A 21715-nucleotide genomic window follows, 5' to 3' on the forward strand; every position below is an offset into this window, starting at 1 on the left:
GAATCAAGTGATTATAAAGATGCCTGTCTCGAATAGAGACAGGCATTTTATTGAGCTATCATTAGATAAAAGAGTATCTATTATGATTACAAAACCATTAACCCCGCTCGAAGCTATTCGTAGCAGGTTGGTGGAGGTTGGCAATAAATTCACCTTGCCAGCAGACAGTGAATTAAGTATGTTTAATGAACATAATGAACCATTAATCTGGTTTTTTAGCGAAGGGAGTATTATTTTACACAGGGAAACAGACGAACTTTTGATGGAGCTCGTATCTGCTCCCACTCTGCTAGGTTTGGCAAATATATTCCAAACGACTCCAATTAAATATCGCTTGGTTACGCAAACTGATTGCCAAGGGTTCACCGTTCCCGCACATCTTGCATCTGAAATTATTGAAAAAAATAGATTGTGGCAACAGGCATGTCACTGGACAAGCTATGTTGTTCGTGGGCTTGAAAGGCGTGATTCTCGTTTTATTGGTACAACAACCTATTCTCAGATTCGGGTGACGTTGCTCATTATGGACTCATGGAGTTTTGATTTACGTGCGCGTATTGGGGTCATTAGTTTTATACAAAAAAGAACTAAAATATCACGCTCTGTAATTGCTGAAATATTGTCTGCGCTACGCAAAGGTAATTACATTGAGATGGATAAAGGTAAGCTGGTTTCTGTTGGTCGTCTGCCGACCAGTTATTGAGAAAGCAGGTCGAAACATCGACCTGCTTTTCTATCAGGACGCAGGGCCGGCTTGAGACGTGGAACCACTTAGTTCAGAAACTAAATCATTTACACCATCACTCATATTCACAAAACGAGTTAATGGTGAGCGTGTGATGACAACAAACACTCCCACATTGCTTTGCGGAACCATTGCCATATACGTGATAAATCCGCCACCGCCACCTGTTTTTTGCACAATGCCAGGACGACCATTCTTTGGTGCCATATACACCCAGCCCAGTCCCAAAGCATCGGCTTTTCCTGGAACATCCATACCAATAACTTTGGTGAGTTGTGTGCGTTGATAGATAAGCGTCTGCATTCTGTCAGCTTGAGTATTACGACGATGAAAATCAGAACTCAAAAACTGCTGCATCCAGCGCATCATGTCGTCAGGTGTCGAATAAACGCCGCCACTGCCAATCGCTGCGAGTGTATTATCGCAAGGACTGGCACCTTTTTCTGCCACCATCAGGCGCTTGCACTGGTCAGGTGAAGGAGTAAATGTTGTGTCCTTCATACCCAATGGGCGGGTGATTTGTTCTTCGAACAATTGAGGGTAAGGTTTGTTTGCAGCCCGGGCTAGCGCATCGGCGAGAAGATCAAATGCGAGATTTGAATAAGAGGCAATTGTACCTGGTGCGCTTTTTAAACTTGCATTGGCGAGCCAATTCCAGCGTTGATCACGCGTCGGCCAGGTAAACACAGTTCGATGCGCGGCACCACCAGGTTGCTCACGAGGTAATGCGCTGGTGTGAGTCGCCAGATTCACCAGTGTAATGGGTTTGCCATTATAAGTAGGGACTCTGACTCCGCCAGGGGCATACTTGCTTAATGGATCATTGAGCTGAACCTTGCCCTGATCCAACATTTTTACCAGCATTTCACTGGTCATGAGTTTGGTTAGCGAAGCAATACGGATAACCGAGTCAAGTTGCGGGCGAACGTTATTACCTGGTCGTGTCTCACCAAAACTTTTGAAAGCGCGCTGGTTACCATCAATCACGACCATTGCCATTCCTGTAGCACCGCTGCCATAAAAAATATGATTGGCATAACGATCTGCTATTTCAGAAGCAAAAACAGGATCGGGAGAAGTTTGAGCAAAACTCATAATTGGCAGTGCAGCAATGACGAGTACTGCGAGACGTGGGAGACGAATTTTCAACGCGGATAACCCATAAACGAAGTGAAGCGATATTGATCGTATTTATACTACTCTATGGCGCTACGCAAACGCGGAAAATGAGGATTGTGATGAGAAAAAGCGTAACGCGGCATTTCAGGGGGATTATCGGTTAGTAAAGCACCACAGTTTGAGGCTGCGGTGCAATTTGCATTAATTTGTCTTTTGTACATCTTTCTGCGTTACTTCGTCAGTTGTCCCGCCTTTCTTAAGCATTTTATCGTCACTTTTATGCTCAGAACGCATCTCGTGTCCTGATTCGCAGCCTTTCTTGTTTTCATTTCCAGCGGCACGGCAGTCATCAATAATATGACCAGGGTTACTGAGTTGTTCCTTTTCTGCCTGCATTCCCGATGTGCTGGTGGCTGGGTTCTCGGCAAAGGCGCCGGCGCTTGCGAATAGAAGAGTGCTGGAAAGTAACGCTAAAGTTAGTTTTTTCATTGTGCCAGGTTCCTGAAGATTGTAGGGAAATCCCAATAAGTATTAGTCCAGAAATTGATTTTCGACAGCGGAAAAGACTAAAATTTATCCGTTAGAAATCACAATTTTAGCTTCGTGTTTTCACCGTCTATTGAGGTACTGGCAAATGCAACATTCTCTCCTGGTAAATCGTCGAAACATGTTTTGAATCGTCTATTTTTTAAACTAAAATGGGTGCGTAACTCCTAATCCTGACGCAATGAAGCGAAATACGTAAAAAAACTGACAACATCTATATATGGCTTGATCAGAAAATGCGTATTATCGGAGTCACTTTGATTTCACTGCTGCAACTATTACCGCCGAGTGGCGTCATAGTACGAGCACTATGCTGTACCGCTAATGAGTGACTTCTTTATGCGATACACACCCATTACGCATACAGAAGCTGATAATGTCTAGTAAACCGCGCTTTCGAACTGAACTCCTCCACCCTCGCTACTGGCTGACCTGGTTTGGTATGGCTATTTTGTGGTTGTGGGTGCAATTGCCTTACCCTGTGCTACTGAAAATGGGCGACTTCATTGGTCGCGCATCCATGCGTTTTCTCAAACGACGGGTTTCCATTGCCCGCCAGAACCTTAAATTATGTTTCCCGCATTACACCGATGAGCAGGTTGACGCCATCGTGGTACAGAATTTCTCGTCGCTAGGAATGGGTTTAATTGAAACCGGTATGGCCTGGTTCTGGCCGGATGCACGGGTACGCAAATGGTTCGAAGTGCGTGGGCTTGAACATATCACTGCTGCTTGTGATAAAGGGCAAGGTGTCATGGCTATCGGTGTGCATTTTATGTCGCTGGAATTGGGTGGCCGCGTGATGGGGCTCTGCCGTCCGATGATGGCGATGTACCGCCCACACAACAATAAAGCGATGGAATTTATCCAAACGCGCGGCCGTTCTCGCTCCAATAAAGCGATGCTAGATCGTCGTAATCTGAAAGGCATGGTGAAGGCTCTTAAAGCAGGCGAAGCTGTATGGTTCGCACCCGATCAGGATTATGGTCCGAAAGGCAGTTCATTTGCGCCATTTTTTGCTGTGCAAAAGGCTGCGACAACCAACGGAACTTACACCATTGCTCGTCTGGCAAAACCTGCGATTCTGACCATCGTGCTAATCCGTAAGCAAGATGGAACAGGTTATCAACTGGTTATTGAGCCCGAGTTTGAAGATTATCCATTAGATGACGAACAGGCCGCAGCGGAGTACGTGAACCGGAAGATCGAACGCGAAATCATGCGTGCGCCAGAGCAATACTTATGGCTGCATCGTCGATTCAAAACACGGCCAGAGGGTGAGCCTAAACTTTATACAGTTTAAAGCCAAAACAGGTATGTGGTACGCTCCGCAATTCCTCGTTTGATGAGAGCTCAATCATGCCTGCCCAACGTGTACTGATGGTTATTGATATGCAGAATGGGGTCTTTGAAGCCCCTCGTATTAACCGGGACATCTGCACGACACGTATTAACCAACTGATTAACGCCGCTGATAAAGTCATTTTCATCCAACATACTGAACAGGGGTTGGAGCAGGGGACTGCGGCGTTTGATCTTTTAGCCGAGTTAATACAACCCATTGATGCGCTTTATGTTACCAAAACAGCGTGCGATGCGTTTTACCGTACTGAGCTTGATGAAGTCCTCAATCGCCACCAAATAAAAGAATTTGTGGTATGCGGTTGTGCAACGGATTATTGCGTGGACGCTACTATTAAAAACGGAGCCAGTCGCGGTTATGCCATGACTGTCGCTGCAGACGCGCATACAACAGCAAATCGTCCGGCTGCGCTTGCCGAAGTGTTGATCGAGCATTACAACGATGTCTGGCGTAACTTTACGATTCCGGGAAACACGCTGCGGGTAAAATCTACCGCGGAGATTCTCGAACAGTGGTAAAGCAGTAAACCTGACATCTCTTGATACAACATTCAGTGAGCCTTATTGAGTCGTGATGGTCATAACAATAAGAGTTTGTTTTCAGGAGTGTTGTAGATGTTTAAATCGTTTTTCCCACGCCCGACAGCGTTTTTTCTGTCGGCTTTTATTTGGGCGATGATCGCCGTTGTCTTCTGGCAGGCAGGCGGAGGCAACTGGGTAGTGCGTATTACCGGTGCGACGGGGGAAGTACCTATCAGCGCCGCCCGTTTTTGGTCGATGGGCTATCTGGTGTTTTACGCTTATTACGCGCTTTGTGTGGGGGCGTTTGCGGTTTTCTGGTTTATTTATAGCCCGCACCGTTGGCAATATTGGTCGATTCTCGGCTCCTCGCTGATTATTTTCGTGACCTGGTTCCTGGTCGAAGTCGGGGTCGCAGTGAATGCGTGGTATGCCCCATTCTACGATCTAATCCAGACGGCACTCAGTTCGCCTCATAAAGTCACGATTGAGCAGTTCTATCATGAAGTTGGCGTGTTCCTGGGAATTGCATTAATTGCAGTCATTGTCGGGGTGATGAACAATTTCTTTGTCAGCCACTATGTATTCCGTTGGCGCACAGCGATGAACGAATACTACATGGATAACTGGCAGTTACTGCGTAATATCGAAGGTGCCGCGCAGCGTGTGCAGGAAGACACCATGCGTTTTGCTTCCACACTGGAGGATATGGGCGTCAGTTTTATTAACGCTATCATGACGTTAATTGCATTCCTGCCGGTGCTGGTCACTCTTTCTGCTCACGTTCCAAATTTGCCGATAGTCGGGCACATCCCATACGGGCTGGTCATTGCTGCGATTATTTGGTCCTTGCTTGGTACAGGATTATTGGCTGTCGTCGGGATTAAATTACCCGGTCTTGAGTTCAAAAATCAGCGTGTCGAAGCGGCTTATCGTAAAGAGCTCGTCTATGGCGAGGACGATGCTTCTCGTGCGTCTCCACCAACCATAAAAGAGCTATTTGACGGCGTGCGCAGAAACTATTTCCGGCTGTACTTCCATTACATGTACTTCAACATTGCACGTATTCTGTATCTGCAAGTCGATAACGTGTTTGGCCTGTTCTTGTTGTTCCCATCGATTGTTGCGGGGACCATTACTCTTGGACTCATGACGCAAATCACCAACGTGTTCGGTCAGGTTCGCGGCTCGTTCCAGTATTTGATTAGCTCGTGGACCACACTCGTTGAACTGATGTCTATCTACAAACGTCTGCGCAGTTTTGAGCGCACGTTGCAGGATATTCCAGTGGAAGCGGCAGGTGAGTCAGTCTAAGAATAAAAGTCTGGCGGGGAAACCCGCCAGATTCTATTAATGCCCCGCAGCCGGAGCGCCAGGTGCGCCAGAGCGGATAAACGGCGGTCGCGCGAACCAGATAATCACAATCAGCCCCATAAATCCCCAGCCCAAAATCCAGAAGTAGTCGATGGTCGACATCATGTAGGCCTGTTGTTCGATAGTTTTATCAACCCACGCCAGATGCTGTTGCGTCGCGCCACCCATTTTATCCAGATAATCCACCGCAGACGGGTTATAAATCGACACGCTTTCGGTCAGATTGGCATGATGGAAAACTTCACGACGTGACCAAATCCAGGTTGTCAGTGACGAAGCGAATGAACCACCCAATACGCGGAAGAACGTGGCTAAGCCAGAACCTTCCGCCACTTCAGCACCATGAAGATTCGACAACACAATCGTTGTTAACGGCATAAAGAAGAATGCCACGCCGATACCCATAAACATCTGCACCTCAGCAATAGTGCGGAAATCTACGTTGGTATTGAACTGCGCGCGGAACAAGCAGGACGCGCCCATAATCAGGAACGACATTGACGCCAGAATTCGTAAATCCACTTTGCTGGCATAACGGCCAACAATCGGCGTCAGTAACAGTGGCAAGAAACCCATCGGTGCCGCGGCAAGTCCGGCCCAGATCGCGGTGTAGCCCATCTGTGTTTGCAGCCACTGCGGCAGGATAATGTTGATAGCGAAGAAAGCCGCATATCCCAGCATTAATGCCGTGGTACCAATCGCAAAGTTGCGTTCTTTAAACAGACGCAAATTCACAATGGGGTGGCGCTCGCCCAACTCCCAAATGACAAAAGCCACCAGACCAATCGCCGAAATCACCGACATGATGATAATTTCTGGTGAGGCGAACCAATCAAGATCGTTGCCCTTATCCAGCACTACTTGTAACAGCCCTACACCGATTACCAGCAATCCGATGCCGATATAGTCAATCGGTGATGTAGTGGTAGTTTCTTCGCGCCCACGCATCTGTGTCCAAACTACAATCGAGGCAAAAATGCCGATTGGCACGTTGATGTAAAAAATCCATGGCCAGGAGTAGTTATCAGTAATCCAGCCACCGGTAATTGGCCCAACGATGGGAGCGACGACCGTCACCATCGACAACAGCGCCAACGCCATCCCACGTTTCATCGGCGGGAAGATAACCAACAACAGTGTCTGGCACATCGGGAACATGGGGCCGGCGAAAAAACCCTGCATGGCGCGGAAGATTATCAGCTCGGTCATACTGTGGGCAAAACCGCACAGGAATGAGGTGAGGGTAAACATCACCACCGATCCGATAAAAAGTTTCAGTTGACCAAAGCGTCGGGTAAACCAACCGGTGAGCGGCAAAGCAATAGCGTTACACACTGCAAACGAAGTGATAACCCACGTGCCTTGATCTGCACTAACACCCAGATTGCCGGCAATCGTCGGCAATGCGACGTTTGCAATGGTTGAGTCCAGCACCTGCATGAAAGTTGCCAGCGACAGTGCGAGCGTCGCGAGCAGCAGACTGGGTGGCGTATACGCCGCCTTATCTTGCATAACTTCTCTCTTAATGGGCGCTTGACGCTACCGCATTGCTGTTGTCATGAAGGATTTTCGTCACCAGTTTGTCTGCCGCTTCCAGTGAGTCTTGATAGACATCAGTGGTAAAGCGAGGGGCGCTGACAGTTTTTTGTGGCAGCAGGTGACCCTCTTCATTGCGAATATCCACACGTGCATTCATCGACAACCCAACGCGCAGCGGGTGCTTGCGCATATCATGTGCATCGAGCGTGATACGTACTGGCAGACGCTGAACGATTTTGATCCAGTTACCGCTGGCATTCTGCGCTGGCAACAACGAAAACGCGCTGCCAGTGCCAATCCCAAGGCTTTCAATCGTTCCGTGGTATTCAACATCATCACCGTACAGATCGGCGTTAAGCGTCACTTTCTGGCCCAGACGCATGGTTTTCATCTGGCTTTCTTTGAAGTTAGCATCCACCCACACTTCATTGAGCGGCACGATGGCCAGCAAAGTGGTGCCAGAAGTGACCTGCATCCCCAATTGCACGGCGCGTTTGGCGACATAGCCACTTACCGGAGCCACAATAGTGGTACGCGAGTTATCCAGATAACGCTGACGAAGTGTTGCAACAGCAGTTTTGATTTCCGGATGGCTCTCGATAACGGTGTCATCCACCATCGCCAGGTTGGTACGCAATGCTTGTTGTGCAGCAGCCAAATCGCTTTGTGCGCTGGTGACGGCATCGCGATAATGCGCGAGGTCTTCTGCGGCAATCGCACCAGTCGAGAATATTTTCTCGCGGCGCGCATAGTCATTTTGAGCCGTTTGCAGGGCGACCTGTTTAGCGGCGACTTGCGCACGGTAATTATCCGCTGTGCTGTATAAACCGCGCACCTGGCGAACGGTGTTTGCCAGGCTGGCTTCTGCTTGTTGTAGCGCAATCTGAGTATCGCTTGGGTCAAGTAATACCAGCGGTTGACCTTTCTCGACGAAATCCCCTTCGTCTGCGGTGACCTGAGTCACTGTGCCGTTAATTTGCGGGGTTAGCGCGACCTGATTACCATTCACGTAGGCATCATCTGTTGACTCATAAAAACGAGCATACAAGAAATACCATGTGAGACAGCCGGCGGCGGCCAGCACAAGAATCAGGATAAAAATAATAAAATTACGTTTGCGCTTACTGGATCGCTGAACGTGTTCTTCTGGAGTGGTTTCCATCTTTTGGCCTTTAAACGGTGTTAGCGATGTGGCGCGGTGATGTCATCCGGCAGCATTTTGGTAATTAATGCCACCAGTTGTTGAGATTCATCCTGCGTCAGGCGTGCGGTGAGAGAGGCAATAATTGAAGCGAGCGCTTCATTCTGAAAACGATCGCAAATCAACTGGCCCTTGTCTGTCAGAGCCAGAATCACCTGGCGCTTATCTTGTGGATTGGGATGGCGAACAATCAGTTCGCGCTTGACCATGCGGCCAACCATACGGCTCATCGCGCCAGCATCCATCACCAGGTTTTTGCTGATGACAACAGGGCTGGTCACGCCTTTATAAATATTAATCAGTACCTTAAATTGCGCTGCGGTGATATCCGCACCAGAGAAATATTGGCTGATCAACTGATCTTTAAACTGGTTCGCGAGGTGGATAAGCAAACCGAGATGAAGCTTGTTATCGATAATACCCGGATTGTTCGTCATGATAGTTGCCTGGTCAGTAATTACAGTTGAAATTACTGACCAGGCAATTAACTGTCAAGTTTGTGTCAAGATAAGCGCACTTTTTGTCAGCGCGCCGAATGCTCCCTGGCATTTATCAGCCAATCTCTGATAAACGCCAGATTGCAGAACTGTTATTGTTTATCCAGCCTTACAAAACAATTACAACGGAACGTTATGACTATAGTGACTTTAAGCAGGCAACAAGGACTTTTCGCACTCAGCCTCGGTGCCATTTTGGTGCTGGCGGGTTGTACCACTAAAACCACGCCTTCTGTTTCAGAAACCGCAAAGCCGGTTGATGTCGAAACGGTGGTAAAGCAGAAAATCCCCGCTAGCGTAAAAGACCGTAACAACTGGGCGAAAGATTTAGCGAGCACTTTTAAGAGCCAGGATATTGCGCCAAGCGAGGAAAATATCTGCTCGGTTTTGGCGGTCGCGCAGCAAGAATCCAATCTGGTTGCCGACCCGACCGTGCCAAATCTGAATAAAATTGCCTGGAAGGAAATCGACCGTCGCGCCGAGAAAATGCATATTCCAGTGTTCCTGGTTCACACCGCGCTGTTAATCAAATCGCCGAATGGCAAGAGTTACAGTGAACGTCTGGATAACGTGAAAACGGAAGGGCAGTTGAGCGCCATTTTTGATGATTTCATCGATATGGTGCCGATGGGGCAGAAATTATTCGGCAATCTGAACCCGGTTCATACCGGCGGCCCAATGCAGGTGAGTATCGCTTTTGCTGAACAGCACACCAACGGCTATCCATGGAAAATGGAAGGCACCGTGCGGCAGGAAGTGTTCACGCGTCGCGGTGGCTTGTGGTTTGGCACGTATCATTTACTGAATTACCCAGCGAATTACACAAAACCACTCTACCGTTTTGCGGATTTCAACGCCGGATGGTACGCCAGCCGCAACGCCGCATTCCAGAGCGCCGTCAGCAAGGCCAGCGGTGTCAAACTGGCGCTGGATGGCGACTTAATTTTGTATAACACCGATAAAGCAGGCAACACCGAACTGGCTGTCAGGAAGCTGGCGAAAACACTTGATATGAGTGAAAGCCAGATTCACCGTGCACTGCAAAAAGGCGACAGCATCGACTTTGAGAAAACTGATTTATATCAGCAGGTTTATGCGATAGCGGAGAAGAAAACCGGTAAGAAGTTGCCACGAGAAATGTTGCCAGGCATTACGCTCGAAAGTCCAAAAATCACCCGTAATTTGACGACAGCCTGGTTTGCTAAGCGAGTGGATGAGCGGCGTGCTGCGTGTATGAAATTGTAAGTCGGAATTCGCAGGCGGATAAACGAAATGTTATCCGCCAAAACAGGTTTAAAAATAATGGCGTTGATGGAATTTCAGCGCCAGGCAAATGACTCCGACTAATGCACAGCCTGCAAGAAAGGGGACCAGACCAAAAACAGTGCTAACTGCAAAACCCATTTCAATGCGCGGGCGCGAGGCATCATTACCCTGGGCGAGATGTTCAAGTACGCCAGGGGCGTGAACCATCAAACTCAGGATTTGCGCCCCCACCCAGAAGCAGAACAAAATGAATGCGGCATAAGCCAGATTACTCCGGGTAGATCTCTCTGTTTTCGTTGTTGAAACAAGGCCTACCGGAACAACCTGTTTCGACAAACTTATATCAGTCATCACGACCTCCCATGCAACAGTAAAACGATTCAGGCATTGGCCCGATAAATCAATTGCGCTGAGTTTGGCAGGTCATATTGTTTGTCAATATCAGATTGTTGGTAATTTAGGGGGCGGAATAGTCCTGGTTTGCGATTATATGTCTGAGATCACATATTCGTAACTTAGGTGAAATTTTCGTAACATTATGCTGTTTAGCCCGCATCAACGTGCGGTTTATCGCCGCAGGCTATGCCACAATAAGTCCTCTTTTTTGTCCTGACGGGTTGCACCATGTCTGCGAAAACATTGTCTTTAAAAATGCGCCGTGACTGGCACTATTACGCCGTAGCGATTGGCATGATCTTTATTTTGAATGGTGTGATTGGCTTGCTGGGATTTAAAACCGAAGGCTGGCAGAACTATGCAGTCGGGTTGGTGACGTGGGTAATTTGCTTCTGGTTGGCTGGGTTGATCATTCGCCGCCGTCCAGAACCAGAAGAACCGGCGGCAGCGAAAGAGTAGAACTTAAGCTGTAATCGAACTTTTCAGAGCGCTATCTTGCTGGTGGCGCTCAAGAGCCAACTCAATCAAACGCGTAATCAACGTTTGGTAATCTAAGCCGCTTGCTTGCCAGAGTTTTGGATACATGCTGATGTTGGTAAAGCCAGGCAGCGTGTTGATCTCATTGATAATAACTTCATTATCAGCGGTCAGGAACACATCCACCCGCGCCATCCCACTGCATTCCAACGTCTGATAAGCACGTACCGCAATTTCACGGATTTTATCGTTGATATCAGCCTCGATCGCCGCAGGTACCACAACTTGCGCGCCTTTATCATCAATATATTTGGTGTCGTAAGAGTAGAAATCGCTGTTAACAACCACTTCACCGCAAGTGCTGGCTCGTGGTTCATCGTTACCCAACACCGCACATTCAATCTCGCGGCCTTTAATACCAGTTTCCACCACGACTTTACTATCAAATTCGAAAGCTAATGCCACTGCCGTTTCGTACTGCTCAGCGGAGCTGACTTTACTGACACCGACGGATGAACCCTGATTAGCAGGTTTAATAAACAGCGGCAGGCCGAGTTTAGCCTGGATTTCGGCAAAGCTAGTTTTGTTACGGTTCGCTCGGGTCAGTGTGATAAACGGAGCGATGTTCAGCCCGGCATCTCGCAGCAGACGTTTCGTCACGTCTTTATCCATGCTTACGGCGGAACCCAACACACCAGAACCGACAAACGGTAAGTTAGCCATGCGCAGCATCCCTTGCAGGGAGCCATCTTCGCCCAGCGTTCCATGAACGATTGGGAAAATCACATCCACCGGGGCTAAAAACTGCGCAGAGGAGGATTCAATCAGTTGGTTCTGGGTTTGACCAGGCACCACGGCGACATTTGTTCCGGAGCGATTCAGGGCGATCAATGCCGGATTTTCTGCGTTTAACAGATAGTTCGACGCATCATTGACATGCCACTGGCCTTGTTTATCAATTCCCAGCAACACCACTTCAAACTTTGATTTATCAATGGCGTCGACAATATTTTTCGCTGACTGCAGCGACACTTCGTGTTCTGCTGACTTGCCACCAAACACGATACCCACCCGCAGTTTTGCCATGCCTAAACCCATCCTTAAACTGTGCAAAGGCGGACAACATACCACGCTCATTGCGAGGATTCATGTGCTTCCTGCAGCTTAAAACAACGCAATTTCTATAATGATTATTACGTAATCAATATTGCATGTTATTAGGGCTTGGCAGTGAAAATACCGGGCAACAACTCGGCTCGATAAAATCAATTTGTATGATAAAGTTCACATTCTTCGCTATTCTTTTTTATCTCACTTATAAAATGTGCACGGTATGGAATCCTGGAAGGTCAATATTATCTCGGTATGGTTCGGGTGTTTTTTTACCGGATTAGCCATTAGCCAAATTCTGCCGTTTTTGCCGCTGTATGTTGAACAACTCGGCGTAACGTCCCATCAAGCATTGTCTATGTGGTCAGGGCTGACCTTCAGCGTGACGTTTCTGGTTTCCGCTATTGTATCGCCAATGTGGGGTAGTCTTGCCGATCGCAAGGGGCGGAAATTAATGCTGCTGCGGGCATCACTGGGGATGGCTGTCGCCATTTTATTACAGGCGTTTGCCACCAACGTCTGGCAACTTTTTATTCTACGCGCCATCATGGGGCTCACCTCTGGCTATATCCCCAATGCGATGGCGTTAGTGGCCTCTCAAGTTCCTCGGGAACGTAGCGGCTGGGCATTAAGTACTCTTTCAACCGCGCAAATTAGTGGGGTTATTGTTGGCCCATTATTGGGTGGATATATGGCCGATACCCTTGGTTTAAGAATGGTCTTTTATGTCACCGCGGCGTTGTTAATGGTCAGTTTTTTAGTGACATTATTCCTGATTAAAGAAGGTGCACGACCTGTAATAAGTAAATCCGACCGTTTGTCAGGCAAAGCCGTGTTTGCTTCACTTCCTTATCCTAAATTAATGATGAGTTTGTTTGTCACCACCATGGTCATTCAGCTTTGTAATGGTTCGGTGGGACCAATACTCACTCTGTTTATCAAACAGCTTTCTCCTGAAAGTAACAATATCGCTTTTATCAGTGGTTTTATTGCGGCGGTTCCCGGTATCTCGGCTCTTATTTCGGCCCCACGATTAGGTAAGTTGGGTGACAGAATTGGCACTGCCCGTGTATTAATGGCAACGTTGATTATTTCAGTCCTATTATTTTTTGCTATGTCATGGGTGACCTCGCCTATGCAATTAGCCGTATTACGTTTTTTACTGGGCTTTGCCGATGGCGCGATGCTACCAGCGGTTCAAACGTTGTTAGTGAAGTATTGCAGTGACCAGGTGACCGGGCGGATTTTTGGATATAACCAGTCGTTTATGTATCTGGGGAATGTGATTGGCCCCTTAATTGGTGCGGGTGTATCTGCCATGGCGGGGTATCGCTGGGTATTTATTGCTACGGCGTTGGTGGTGTTACTTAATGTATGGCAGTTGGCCGTGATGTTAAGGCGTAAAAGGCAGCAAGATACCATGCGAAATCAGATGCTGCCTTAATCTTTAAAGTTTCTGCAAGGTATTACCCCTTTTAAAAGGGACAAAAACCAACCAAAATTACATCAACCACAAACTATGTTGTTAATTTTAGATCTGAAATAACTGCATGGTGATATTTTTAAGTTGTCATCTATAAAATGTTTTTGCGCTCCAACACAAATTTGTTAATCCATATAAAAATAGTCGCTACTCCCTCTAGGCAACATGAAAACAGAATGATAACGTCAGGTTTCAAATCCTTTGGGATAATTATGATGAGAAACCTCATTTCTGAGTTACTGACCAGACTCGCCGAAAAAGAAGAAGAGTCAAAAGAGTTTGTTGCACAGATAGAAGCCCTTGAAATAGTCGTTACTGCCATTCTCCACCGCATGGGGCACCAGGATCAGCAGGCAATAACATCTAGCATTGAAGACTCTTTAGCCAATGTCAAACCCAGTGATACAGTCACATCTTATGACACTGATCTATTGAAGAAATATTTAATCCGACTTCTGAATCGCCCATCAGTTTGAATTTCGGTATTACTCTTTTTTCTGTCTGGTTTTTTATTATTAATACCCTTAATAGTTAATAAGGGTAATTAAGTTGTACTCATCGTTTTTATTTCTCCATTATTCCTCACAGCTGAGTTTCGATAACGGACGAAGCGGCAGAATACCTGCGTCCGGCAGTTCGCCTTTTCGCACTCTACAGACCAAAATTAAAGCATCACATTAAAAAGGGTGGTGCTATGAAAACGGTATTAATGTTCGCTTTATTGGCAGGTATTGTTGGCTCTGCGGGGGCGGCAGACAAAGCGCTGACGCCGCAGCAACAGCGTATGACGACGTGTAATCAAAAAGCCACTGCACAAATCTTAAAAGGGGATGAACGCAAAACCTACATGAGCAACTGCTTAAAAAATAGCGAGTCGCCCCCCGCAGATAAAAGCCTGACCCCGCAACAACAGAAGATGAAAGAGTGTAATGCGCAAGCGGGGCGACAAACCTTATCCGGTGATGTGCGAAAAACCTTCATGGATAATTGCCTGAAAAAACAGCCTAAATAAGCTAAATGGGTGAGACGCTCCGCTGGCTCACCCTAAAAATCATACTTTCCCCCAAAGCATGCTTTCTATAATTACGGCAAATGTTTCAGAATATTCCTAAATATCATGATTAATGATCACAATTCTGGTAGATGGATTCCTGGGGGGCTTATGGACGGTTCAACATACCTCGATGAGGATCGACATCGTTCGGGAAGGCGGTTTGCCCGCCGCCTTTACATACCGAGAACTATTGGGTTAGGGACCGGTTTTTTCTGTGTCGCCTCGGTATTGGTGATGCAGCCAGTATCGGGGTGGTGGTGGTTGTTACTTATCGCCTATGGCTATATCTGGCCGCACTTAGCATGGCAAATGGCCGATCGCGCACCTGACCCAGCCCGGGCAGAAACCCGTAATTTAATGATTGATTCGTTAATGGGCGGCGTATGGATTGGGGTGATGGGAATGAATGCACTCCCATCAGCATTAATCCTCGCGATGATATGCATGAACAATGTCGGTTGCGGTGGATTGAAACTGTTCTTCAACGGCTTGGGCTTTATAGTGCTGAGTTGCCTGTTGACGCTAGGTATGTTCCTAATACCCCTTAATCTAGAAACCATGCCATCTCAGGTCTGGATTTGCTTGCCGTTTTTGTTGATTTACCCGACTTACTTTGGGCTGGTCAGTTACCGAACCGCGCTAAAACTTTCCGAGCATAAACGGCGCTTAATGCACATGAGTACTCGTGATGGCATGACCGGCGTATATAACCGTCGTCACTGGGAACATCTGCTGCACGGTGAATATGACAACTGCCAGCGCTATCATCGCAGTGCCACCTTGATTTTGATTGATATTGACCACTTTAAATCAATTAATGATTCATGCGGCCATGATGTAGGTGATGAGGCGATTCTGGCCATTACAGAGCATTTGCAGCTCACTTTGCGCATTACAGATGTTGTCGGACGCTTCGGCGGTGACGAATTTGGCGTGATTATGTCAGGCACGGCGCAAGATAGCGCGATACAGGCCATGGCTCGTGTACGTGACTATCTTGATGAGTTTCGTTTACCGCATGCACCGCATATCTCACTGCGTATCAGTGTCGGTGTGGCAGAGTTTGATCACAGCATGGTGAGCTATCGCGAATGGTTAAAAGCGGCAGATGTTGCGTTGTATAAAGCTAAAAACCTGGGGCGCAGCCGTACTGAAGTGGCCGATATTGCAGCTTAAAACCCCCTCCCGGAAACAGGAGAGGGTAACAAAATTATGATTTGCCCAAGTGTTCTGATTTCGCCATACATTTCACCATGGCTTCCATCACTGCAGCTCTGAACCCTTTTTCTTCCAGAACCTTCACGGCTTCAATAGTGGTGCCGCCTGGCGAGCACACCATATCCTTTAACTCACCAGGATGTTTACCCGTTTCCAGTACCATTTTGGCTGAGCCCATGACGGCCTGCGCAGCAAATTGATAGGCCTGTTTGCGCGGCATCCCCCCTAACACAGCGGCATCAGCCATGGCTTCGATAAACATAAACACATACGCTGGTGCAGAGCCGCTAACCCCCACAACCGGATGGATCATGGTTTCAGACACCACTTCGGCAAGCCCGAAGCTGCGGAAAATGTTAACCGCATCGGCAATATCTTCGGGAGTAGCCAGCGCGTTTGGCGTGATGGACGTCATACCCGCATTCACTAACGCTGGGGTATTGGGCATGGCGCGAATAATTTTGCGATCGTGGCCCAGTGCTTTAGCCAGAGAATCCAGCGTTACGCCCGCAGCAATGGAAATCACCACCGAGTCTTTATTCAGGCTGGAATTGACTTCACTCAGCACTTTTAGCATGACATTTGGTTTCACGGCACCGAAAACAATATCTGCAATTTGTGCCACTTCTTGCGCACTTTCTGCCGCATTAATACCATATTGATCGTGCAACTCTTGCACTTTATCGGGCGAAGGTGTGTAGACCCAGATATTACCAGGAAGCACCTGTCCACTGGCTATCAGACCACCAAGGATGGCTTTCCCCATGTTGCCGCAACCAATAAAACCAATCTTCTTATCCATAGTCTCACTCCATCTTCTGAGTTGTACGATGAGCATAGCTTAACGTGATTTCCGCCGCTTCGGCTAACCGTAAGCAAAGATAAAGTTTGCGATTCTGCAAAAGCACGGCAAGATCGCCACCATAAACCCCGACCCACAGGAATCGTCATGCAAATCTGGGTGGATGCTGATGCGTGTCCAAAAGTGATTAAAGAAGTACTGTTTCGTGCAGCGGAACGCGCACAAATGATGGTAACTCTGGTTGCCAACCAGGGGCTAAAAGTTCCACCATCGCGTTATATCCGCAGCCTGCAAGTGGCAAGCGGGTTTGATGTTGCTGATAACGAAATTGTGCGCCGCTGCGAAAAGGGCGACTTAGTCGTCACCGCAGATATTCCTCTGGCCGCTGACGTGCTGGAAAAAGGTGCGATTGCACTGAACCCTCGTGGAGAGCTGTACACGCCAGCGACTATCCGGGAACGCCTGACGATGCGCGATTTTATGGATACTTTACGATCCAGTGGTGTACAAACTGGCGGGCCAGACAGCCTCAACCAGCGTGACCGCCAGCTGTTTGCCAACGAACTGGAAAAGTGGCTGCTGGTTGCCAGCCGTTCAAAAAGCGCCTAAAACCGATGTAATTCTATTCCGCGTACTAGCTTGCTGATATGATGATTCGCGTAACGAAAAACGTTATAGATTCAGATTGCTGACAAAGGGTGATAAATGTGTTTTGTAGGGTGGATAAGCGTTAGCGTCATCCACCATTTACGCCAGTTGTGTCGGATGACGCTGCGCTTATCCGACCTACGAAGAAGTTTGTCATCAGTCTCTGGATTTTTACCTACTCAGATTTTTACCAACTCTGGCGTACTGCTGAGGATTAGCCACTGATGACTCAACCCATTTATTTAGTCGGCGCACGAGGTTGTGGCAAAACAACCGTCGGTGTTGCATTAGCGCAGGCATTGGGCTGTAACTTTGTCGATACCGACCATTACCTTTTAGACAACACCAAAATGAGCGTTGCCGATATTGTGGCAAAAGAGGGCTGGGAAGGTTTTCGTCGTCGTGAATCAGGTGCGCTGCAAAGTGTTACTGCTCCCGGTACGGTTATTGCCACCGGCGGCGGCATGGTTCTGGCCGAAAGTAACCGTCAGTTTATGCGTGAGCATGGTGTCGTCATTTATTTGCGAGCTCCTGCGCAAATCCTGGCATCACGTTTAGAAGCTTTCCCGGAAGAAGGACAGCGTCCAACGCTCACTGGCAGACCTATTACGGATGAAATCGTTGAGGTTCTCGCCGCGCGAGAAGCGCTTTACAACCAGGCTGCACACCATGTCGTTGATGCCACTCGTCCGCCTGCGGAAATTGTTGAAGCGGTGTTGGCGGTACTGCATACGGCTCGAGCCAGCTGATTTTTGTCTATACTTAACGCTCATTCATCTCCAAAGGAAGAGCGATGGCGAGCAATCCTCCATACCCCCGGGAAGCGCGTATAGTTGCCGTTGAAAAAGGTGCGACAGATAAAACTGTGACCTGGTATCAACTTCGAGCCGATCATCCCCATCCTGATACGCTGATTAGTGAGCACGAAAGCGAACAAGAAGCGCTGGATGCTAAACAGCGTTATGAAGATCCGCAAAAGACGTAACATCCCGGCAAGGACGCCAGAATCCCCTCATCTTTTAAGTGAATTCATTGACCTGGTGATTAATCACATCTTTTGCTCAATTCATTTGTTAAATATTCATTACCATGATGTTGTATCAATGTCGTTGACGTTTCGTTGAATATTCCGGCAGGTGCTCTGCAAATATGCTGCTACGCTTTGTGGTTAATTATTGAGCGACCTTCAGCAGAGTATCATTTGTAAGGATTGGTACCAGCGCAGCATTGAGGGGCTGATATGGGACAAGGGCGGAACGAACATGAAACAAACATTGGCAATTATTACCATCGGCGTCGTCCCGGTCAGTGAAATACTGCCGTTACTGACAGATCACATCTCTGAAGAGAGAATCAAACACCTCAGTTTACTGGGCCACCTCTCTCACGATGAAGTGATGGCTGAATACGCCCCTACACCGGGAAATGAACCACTTCTGACGCTTTTATCCGGCAACGTGCTGGTTTATGTCGATAAACAAAAAGTTGAGAAGGCGCTGCAGAGTGTGATTGAAGTGCTGGATAATCAGGGCTTCGATGTCATTTTGCTGATGAGCACCCACCGCTTATCGAATCTCTCCGTGCGTAACGGTATTTTGCTCGAGCCAGAACGTATTATCCCACCGCTGGTGGCCTCAATTGTCGATGGGCATCAAGTCGGTATCATCATCCCCGTTCCTGAATTGCTGAAATTTCAGAATAAAAAATGGCAGTTGTTGGAAAACGAGCCGCTGTATGAATTGGCGAATCCCATTCATGGAAGCGAGCAGGATTTAATCGAAGCCGGAAAGAAACTGGTTAAAGATGGTGCGGATGTGCTGGTTCTGGACTGTCTGGGTTTCCACCAAAAACATCGTGATTTGTTGCAAAAATCACTCGATGTTCCGGTATTGTTATCGAACGTGTTAATTGCGCGCTTAGCGTCAGAGTTGCTCGCATAACAACGGTCAATAATTTGCGTGACAGGCTCTTCCGTTCCCCTCTATATTGTTTTTTCAACTATTTTAAAAAGGGCCTGGTTATGCTTCAAAGTAATGAGTACTTTTCCGGTAAAGTGAAATCTATTGGGTTTACCAGCAGCAGCACTGGCCGCGCAAGTGTTGGGGTGATGGTTGAAGGTGAATACACTTTCGGGACCGCCCAACCAGAAGAAATGACAGTGATTAGTGGGGCATTGCACGTGTTACTGCCGGGTGAAACCGAGTGGAAAACCTATGCGGCGGGCACCGTGTTCCATGTTCCTGGACACAGCGAATTCCATTTACAAGTTGCTGAACCGACCTCTTATCTTTGCCGTTATCTGGCTGATAAATAATGTCTTTATTTCCCTCTTCCCGTCGGGAAGAGGGAACAGATTTTAGCGCTGAGCTTCGCCGCCTAACGCTTCCACCAGGTTCTTAATCAACGCCGCCAGTTCACCCGTCATCAGAATAAAATCTGCATCAAAACGAGCACCGAAATCTTCACGGTCAATATCCTCGTTTTGGTCGCGCAGCGTATCGGCAAACTTCAGACGCTTAATTGAACCATCATCGGCAACCAGGAACTGAATACGTTCTTGCCAGTCCAGAGCTAATTTCGTCACCACTTTATCGGCTTCGATATGCGCAGCAATTTCATCGCACACCAGATCCTGCTGCTTACAGCGGATCACCCCACCACCTTCGAGAATGGCTTTCAGCTCGGCTTCATCCATCAGCGCAAAGCCTGGAGGAACATCGCCGGAGCGCACCCACTCAGTCAGCGTCAGTTCAATTGGGTTTTCCAGTGCCAACGGGACAACCGGTAGCGAACCGAGGCTTTTACGCAGCAGCGCCAACGTATCTTCAGCTTTCTTGGCGCTGGCACAATCAACCATGATCAAACCGTTTACGGTATCGATCCACATCATCGTTTGGTTAAAACGGCTGAACGCGCGTGGCAGCAAAGAGTGCAGCACTTCATCTTTTAGAGAATCTTTCTCGGTCTTTTTCAGCTTGCGAGCTTGTTCGGCTTCGAGCCTGCTGATTTTTGCTTCCAGCTCTTGTTTAATCACTGGAGCCGGGAGAATTTTTTCTTCTTTACGGGCGCAAATCACAATTTGCCCATTGGCGACATGGGTTAATGAATCGCTGTGTGAGCCCATTGGCGATACCCAACCGGTCTTGGCCATGTCCTGGCTACCGCATGGGGTAAAAGTAAATGCGGCCAACTGCTTTTCCATGTCATCCGCTGAAAGCGTGATGTCACGGCTTAAACGGTAAACCATTAAATTTTTGAACCACAGCATGATTTTTTCCCGGACTGTCAGTTAAACGCAGCGGGCATGATAACGAATCAGGCGCTGTGTTTCATTGTCTTTACGGCGTAACACTTCTATTCTATTGATAATACTAATCAAATGAGGGGGTTGCTGTGCGCATTGGTATCGACCTGGGTGGGACAAAAACAGAGGTGATCGCTCTGGCGAACGACGGAAAGCAACTTTTTCGTCATCGCCTGCCAACACCAAAAAATGATTATCAGCAAACCATCGCAACTATTGTTGAACTCGTGCGTCTGGCTGAAGAAGCAACCGGGGAGAAGGGAACGGTCGGAATGGGTATTCCAGGTTCGATTTCACCCTATACCCGCGTGGTCAAAAATGCGAACTCCACCTGGCTTAACGGGCAGCCTTTTGATAAAGATTTGTGCGATGCGCTCCAGCGCGAAGTGCGTTTGGCAAACGATGCCAACTGCCTGGCGGTTTCGGAAGCTATCGACGGAGCGGCGGCTGGTGCGGCGATGGTTTTTGCCGTGATTATTGGTACAGGATGTGGTGCAGGCGTGGCCATTAATGGCCGCAGCCTGATCGGCGGCAACGGCACGGCGGGCGAGTGGGGCCATAACCCATTACCGTGGATGGACGAAGACGAACTCCGTTTTCGTGAAGAAGTGCCTTGCTACTGCGGAAAACAAGGTTGCATCGAAACCTTTATTTCCGGTACTGGTTTCGGCACCGACTACCATCGCCTGAGCGGGAACTCATTGAAAGGCAATGAGATTATGCATCTGGTGGATCAACAAGATCCGATCGCTGAACTGGCGATCTCACGCTATGAAATGCGCCTCGCAAAATCTTTGGCACACATCGTCAATATTCTCGATCCTGAGGTGATCGTGTTAGGCGGCGGCATGAGCAACAACGAACGCTTGTACAAAACGGTGCCACAGTTGGTGAAACCGTGGGTGTTTGGTGGCGAATGCGAAACTCCAATCCGCAAAGCAGTGCACGGCGATTCCAGCGGTGTGCGCGGTGCCGCATGGTTGTGGCCGCTGGAGAAGTAAAAGCTGGCGGATGACGCTACGCTTATCTGCCCTACGAGATCTCACATGTAGGTC

At 48.1% G+C, this 21715-nt stretch carries 25 protein-coding genes; 16 read left to right on the forward strand and 9 right to left on the reverse strand.

What is annotated here, in order from left to right; translation table 11 throughout:
- Positions 1 to 82: 82 nt before the first annotated feature.
- Positions 83 to 703: a helix-turn-helix domain-containing protein gene (locus MES37_RS01970; protein ID WP_064549274.1), complete on the forward strand. Its 621-nt coding sequence runs from the start codon at positions 83 to 85 to the stop codon at positions 701 to 703.
- Between the two features lie 33 nt (positions 704 to 736).
- On the opposite strand, the gene ampH is transcribed toward MES37_RS01970, so the two are convergent.
- Both ampH and MES37_RS01980 read right to left on the reverse strand, forming a co-directional pair.
- Positions 737 to 1894, reverse strand: a complete 1158-nt coding sequence (gene ampH, locus MES37_RS01975) for a D-alanyl-D-alanine-carboxypeptidase/endopeptidase AmpH (RefSeq protein ID WP_121814247.1) — start codon at positions 1892 to 1894, stop codon at positions 737 to 739.
- A 171-nt stretch (positions 1895 to 2065) separates the two neighbouring features.
- Positions 2066 to 2353 carry a hypothetical protein gene (locus MES37_RS01980; RefSeq protein ID WP_064549271.1) on the reverse strand — a complete coding sequence of 96 codons (288 nt, stop codon included), beginning with the start codon at positions 2351 to 2353 and terminating at the stop codon, positions 2066 to 2068.
- Between the two features lie 433 nt (positions 2354 to 2786).
- Between MES37_RS01980 and lpxP the strand changes: the two genes are divergently transcribed.
- The 3 genes from lpxP (at position 2787) to sbmA (ending at position 5605) form a co-directional block, all read left to right on the forward strand.
- Positions 2787 to 3713 (forward strand): kdo(2)-lipid IV(A) palmitoleoyltransferase, encoded by a 927-nt coding sequence (gene lpxP, locus MES37_RS01985; RefSeq protein WP_064549268.1) that lies wholly within the window; start codon positions 2787 to 2789, stop codon positions 3711 to 3713.
- A 56-nt stretch (positions 3714 to 3769) separates the two neighbouring features.
- The gene (locus tag MES37_RS01990) at positions 3770 to 4291 is read left to right on the forward strand and encodes an isochorismatase family protein (RefSeq protein WP_064549265.1); all 522 of its coding nucleotides are present in this window, start codon (positions 3770 to 3772) and stop codon (positions 4289 to 4291) included.
- Between the two features lie 96 nt (positions 4292 to 4387).
- Positions 4388 to 5605, forward strand: a complete 1218-nt coding sequence (sbmA, locus tag MES37_RS01995; protein WP_064549263.1) for a peptide antibiotic transporter SbmA — start codon at positions 4388 to 4390, stop codon at positions 5603 to 5605.
- 36 nt (positions 5606 to 5641) lie between these two features.
- On the opposite strand, the gene MES37_RS02000 is transcribed toward sbmA, so the two are convergent.
- The 3 genes from MES37_RS02000 to MES37_RS02010 are packed head-to-tail and all read right to left on the reverse strand — an operon-like array spanning position 5642 to position 8842.
- Positions 5642 to 7177: a DHA2 family efflux MFS transporter permease subunit gene (locus MES37_RS02000; RefSeq protein ID WP_121814246.1), complete on the reverse strand. Its 1536-nt coding sequence runs from the start codon at positions 7175 to 7177 to the stop codon at positions 5642 to 5644.
- A 10-nt stretch (positions 7178 to 7187) separates the two neighbouring features.
- Positions 7188 to 8366 (reverse strand): efflux RND transporter periplasmic adaptor subunit, encoded by a 1179-nt coding sequence (locus tag MES37_RS02005; protein WP_064549258.1) that lies wholly within the window; start codon positions 8364 to 8366, stop codon positions 7188 to 7190.
- Positions 8367 to 8386: 20 nt separating this feature from the next.
- Positions 8387 to 8842: a MarR family transcriptional regulator gene (locus tag MES37_RS02010; protein WP_064549254.1), complete on the reverse strand. Its 456-nt coding sequence runs from the start codon at positions 8840 to 8842 to the stop codon at positions 8387 to 8389.
- A gap of 195 nt (positions 8843 to 9037) precedes the next feature.
- Here MES37_RS02010 and MES37_RS02015 point away from each other — a divergent pair, with 195 nt between their 5' ends.
- Positions 9038 to 10147: a DUF1615 domain-containing protein gene (locus MES37_RS02015; RefSeq protein WP_064549251.1), complete on the forward strand. Its 1110-nt coding sequence runs from the start codon at positions 9038 to 9040 to the stop codon at positions 10145 to 10147.
- 48 nt (positions 10148 to 10195) lie between these two features.
- Here MES37_RS02015 and MES37_RS02020 read toward each other — a convergent pair whose 3' ends face one another.
- A complete protein-coding gene (locus tag MES37_RS02020) occupies positions 10196 to 10519 on the reverse strand; it encodes a DUF2755 family protein (protein ID WP_064549248.1) in 324 nt (107 codons plus the stop codon).
- Positions 10520 to 10792: 273 nt separating this feature from the next.
- Here MES37_RS02020 and MES37_RS02025 point away from each other — a divergent pair, with 273 nt between their 5' ends.
- The gene (locus tag MES37_RS02025; RefSeq protein WP_064549245.1) at positions 10793 to 11023 is read left to right on the forward strand and encodes a DUF2754 family protein; all 231 of its coding nucleotides are present in this window, start codon (positions 10793 to 10795) and stop codon (positions 11021 to 11023) included.
- A 3-nt stretch (positions 11024 to 11026) separates the two neighbouring features.
- On the opposite strand, the gene ddlA is transcribed toward MES37_RS02025, so the two are convergent.
- Positions 11027 to 12127, reverse strand: coding sequence for a D-alanine--D-alanine ligase (ddlA, locus tag MES37_RS02030; protein ID WP_121814243.1), 1101 nt, complete (start codon positions 12125 to 12127; stop codon positions 11027 to 11029).
- 247 nt (positions 12128 to 12374) lie between these two features.
- Here ddlA and MES37_RS02035 point away from each other — a divergent pair, with 247 nt between their 5' ends.
- The 4 genes from MES37_RS02035 (at position 12375) to adrA (ending at position 15864) form a co-directional block, all read left to right on the forward strand.
- Positions 12375 to 13595 (forward strand): multidrug efflux MFS transporter, encoded by a 1221-nt coding sequence (locus tag MES37_RS02035; RefSeq protein ID WP_237930005.1) that lies wholly within the window; start codon positions 12375 to 12377, stop codon positions 13593 to 13595.
- A gap of 254 nt (positions 13596 to 13849) precedes the next feature.
- A complete protein-coding gene (iraP, locus tag MES37_RS02040; protein ID WP_064549344.1) occupies positions 13850 to 14110 on the forward strand; it encodes an anti-adapter protein IraP in 261 nt (86 codons plus the stop codon).
- Positions 14111 to 14328: 218 nt separating this feature from the next.
- Positions 14329 to 14646, forward strand: coding sequence for a PsiF family protein (locus tag MES37_RS02045; RefSeq protein WP_064549236.1), 318 nt, complete (start codon positions 14329 to 14331; stop codon positions 14644 to 14646).
- A gap of 150 nt (positions 14647 to 14796) precedes the next feature.
- Entirely contained in the window at positions 14797 to 15864 is a 1068-nt protein-coding gene (gene adrA, locus MES37_RS02050; RefSeq protein WP_064549233.1) for a diguanylate cyclase AdrA, read from the forward strand.
- A gap of 34 nt (positions 15865 to 15898) precedes the next feature.
- On the opposite strand, the gene proC is transcribed toward adrA, so the two are convergent.
- Positions 15899 to 16708 carry a pyrroline-5-carboxylate reductase gene (proC, locus tag MES37_RS02055; RefSeq protein ID WP_064549230.1) on the reverse strand — a complete coding sequence of 270 codons (810 nt, stop codon included), beginning with the start codon at positions 16706 to 16708 and terminating at the stop codon, positions 15899 to 15901.
- Between the two features lie 147 nt (positions 16709 to 16855).
- On the opposite strand from proC, the gene MES37_RS02060 reads away from it, so the two are divergent.
- The 5 genes from MES37_RS02060 (at position 16856) to ppnP (ending at position 19670) form a co-directional block, all read left to right on the forward strand.
- Complete coding sequence (locus MES37_RS02060; RefSeq protein ID WP_064549228.1) at positions 16856 to 17317, forward strand: YaiI/YqxD family protein; 462 nt, start codon at positions 16856 to 16858, stop codon at positions 17315 to 17317.
- Between the two features lie 263 nt (positions 17318 to 17580).
- Entirely contained in the window at positions 17581 to 18105 is a 525-nt protein-coding gene (gene aroL, locus MES37_RS02065) for a shikimate kinase AroL (protein WP_064549226.1), read from the forward strand.
- Positions 18106 to 18149: 44 nt separating this feature from the next.
- Positions 18150 to 18341 carry a YaiA family protein gene (locus MES37_RS02070; RefSeq protein WP_064549224.1) on the forward strand — a complete coding sequence of 64 codons (192 nt, stop codon included), beginning with the start codon at positions 18150 to 18152 and terminating at the stop codon, positions 18339 to 18341.
- A gap of 277 nt (positions 18342 to 18618) precedes the next feature.
- A complete protein-coding gene (locus MES37_RS02075; protein ID WP_237930006.1) occupies positions 18619 to 19296 on the forward strand; it encodes an AroM family protein in 678 nt (225 codons plus the stop codon).
- Positions 19297 to 19376: 80 nt separating this feature from the next.
- Positions 19377 to 19670, forward strand: coding sequence for a pyrimidine/purine nucleoside phosphorylase (gene ppnP, locus MES37_RS02080; RefSeq protein ID WP_034457894.1), 294 nt, complete (start codon positions 19377 to 19379; stop codon positions 19668 to 19670).
- Between the two features lie 42 nt (positions 19671 to 19712).
- On the opposite strand, the gene rdgC is transcribed toward ppnP, so the two are convergent.
- Positions 19713 to 20624, reverse strand: a complete 912-nt coding sequence (gene rdgC, locus MES37_RS02085; protein WP_064549221.1) for a recombination-associated protein RdgC — start codon at positions 20622 to 20624, stop codon at positions 19713 to 19715.
- Between the two features lie 125 nt (positions 20625 to 20749).
- Between rdgC and mak the strand changes: the two genes are divergently transcribed.
- Positions 20750 to 21661 (forward strand): fructokinase, encoded by a 912-nt coding sequence (gene mak, locus MES37_RS02090; protein ID WP_237930007.1) that lies wholly within the window; start codon positions 20750 to 20752, stop codon positions 21659 to 21661.
- The last annotated feature ends 54 nt before the right edge of the window (positions 21662 to 21715 follow it).

Origin of the sequence: Buttiauxella sp. S19-1 (genome assembly GCF_022134725.1) — a bacterium.
Lineage (GTDB): Bacteria > Pseudomonadota > Gammaproteobacteria > Enterobacterales > Enterobacteriaceae > Buttiauxella > Buttiauxella ferragutiae.

Excerpts from the sequence above, each read along its gene's own strand:
- MES37_RS01970 (WP_064549274.1), top strand. The coding sequence starts at position 83 with ATGATTACAAAACCATTAACCCCGCTCGAAGCTATTCGTAGCAGGTTG.
- MES37_RS01980 (WP_064549271.1), bottom strand. The coding sequence starts at position 2,353 with ATGAAAAAACTAACTTTAGCGTTACTTTCCAGCACTCTTCTATTCGCA.
- lpxP (WP_064549268.1), top strand. The coding sequence starts at position 2,787 with ATGTCTAGTAAACCGCGCTTTCGAACTGAACTCCTCCACCCTCGCTAC.
- MES37_RS01990 (WP_064549265.1), top strand. The coding sequence starts at position 3,770 with ATGCCTGCCCAACGTGTACTGATGGTTATTGATATGCAGAATGGGGTC.
- sbmA (WP_064549263.1), top strand. The coding sequence starts at position 4,388 with ATGTTTAAATCGTTTTTCCCACGCCCGACAGCGTTTTTTCTGTCGGCT.
- MES37_RS02000 (WP_121814246.1), bottom strand. The coding sequence starts at position 7,177 with ATGCAAGATAAGGCGGCGTATACGCCACCCAGTCTGCTGCTCGCGACG.
- MES37_RS02005 (WP_064549258.1), bottom strand. The coding sequence starts at position 8,366 with ATGGAAACCACTCCAGAAGAACACGTTCAGCGATCCAGTAAGCGCAAA.
- MES37_RS02010 (WP_064549254.1), bottom strand. The coding sequence starts at position 8,842 with ATGACGAACAATCCGGGTATTATCGATAACAAGCTTCATCTCGGTTTG.
- MES37_RS02015 (WP_064549251.1), top strand. The coding sequence starts at position 9,038 with ATGACTATAGTGACTTTAAGCAGGCAACAAGGACTTTTCGCACTCAGC.
- MES37_RS02020 (WP_064549248.1), bottom strand. The coding sequence starts at position 10,519 with ATGACTGATATAAGTTTGTCGAAACAGGTTGTTCCGGTAGGCCTTGTT.
- MES37_RS02025 (WP_064549245.1), top strand. The coding sequence starts at position 10,793 with ATGTCTGCGAAAACATTGTCTTTAAAAATGCGCCGTGACTGGCACTAT.
- ddlA (WP_121814243.1), bottom strand. The coding sequence starts at position 12,127 with ATGGCAAAACTGCGGGTGGGTATCGTGTTTGGTGGCAAGTCAGCAGAA.
- MES37_RS02035 (WP_237930005.1), top strand. The coding sequence starts at position 12,375 with ATGGAATCCTGGAAGGTCAATATTATCTCGGTATGGTTCGGGTGTTTT.
- iraP (WP_064549344.1), top strand. The coding sequence starts at position 13,850 with ATGAGAAACCTCATTTCTGAGTTACTGACCAGACTCGCCGAAAAAGAA.
- MES37_RS02045 (WP_064549236.1), top strand. The coding sequence starts at position 14,329 with ATGAAAACGGTATTAATGTTCGCTTTATTGGCAGGTATTGTTGGCTCT.
- adrA (WP_064549233.1), top strand. The coding sequence starts at position 14,797 with ATGGACGGTTCAACATACCTCGATGAGGATCGACATCGTTCGGGAAGG.
- proC (WP_064549230.1), bottom strand. The coding sequence starts at position 16,708 with ATGGATAAGAAGATTGGTTTTATTGGTTGCGGCAACATGGGGAAAGCC.
- MES37_RS02060 (WP_064549228.1), top strand. The coding sequence starts at position 16,856 with ATGCAAATCTGGGTGGATGCTGATGCGTGTCCAAAAGTGATTAAAGAA.
- aroL (WP_064549226.1), top strand. The coding sequence starts at position 17,581 with ATGACTCAACCCATTTATTTAGTCGGCGCACGAGGTTGTGGCAAAACA.
- MES37_RS02070 (WP_064549224.1), top strand. The coding sequence starts at position 18,150 with ATGGCGAGCAATCCTCCATACCCCCGGGAAGCGCGTATAGTTGCCGTT.
- MES37_RS02075 (WP_237930006.1), top strand. The coding sequence starts at position 18,619 with ATGAAACAAACATTGGCAATTATTACCATCGGCGTCGTCCCGGTCAGT.
- ppnP (WP_034457894.1), top strand. The coding sequence starts at position 19,377 with ATGCTTCAAAGTAATGAGTACTTTTCCGGTAAAGTGAAATCTATTGGG.
- rdgC (WP_064549221.1), bottom strand. The coding sequence starts at position 20,624 with ATGCTGTGGTTCAAAAATTTAATGGTTTACCGTTTAAGCCGTGACATC.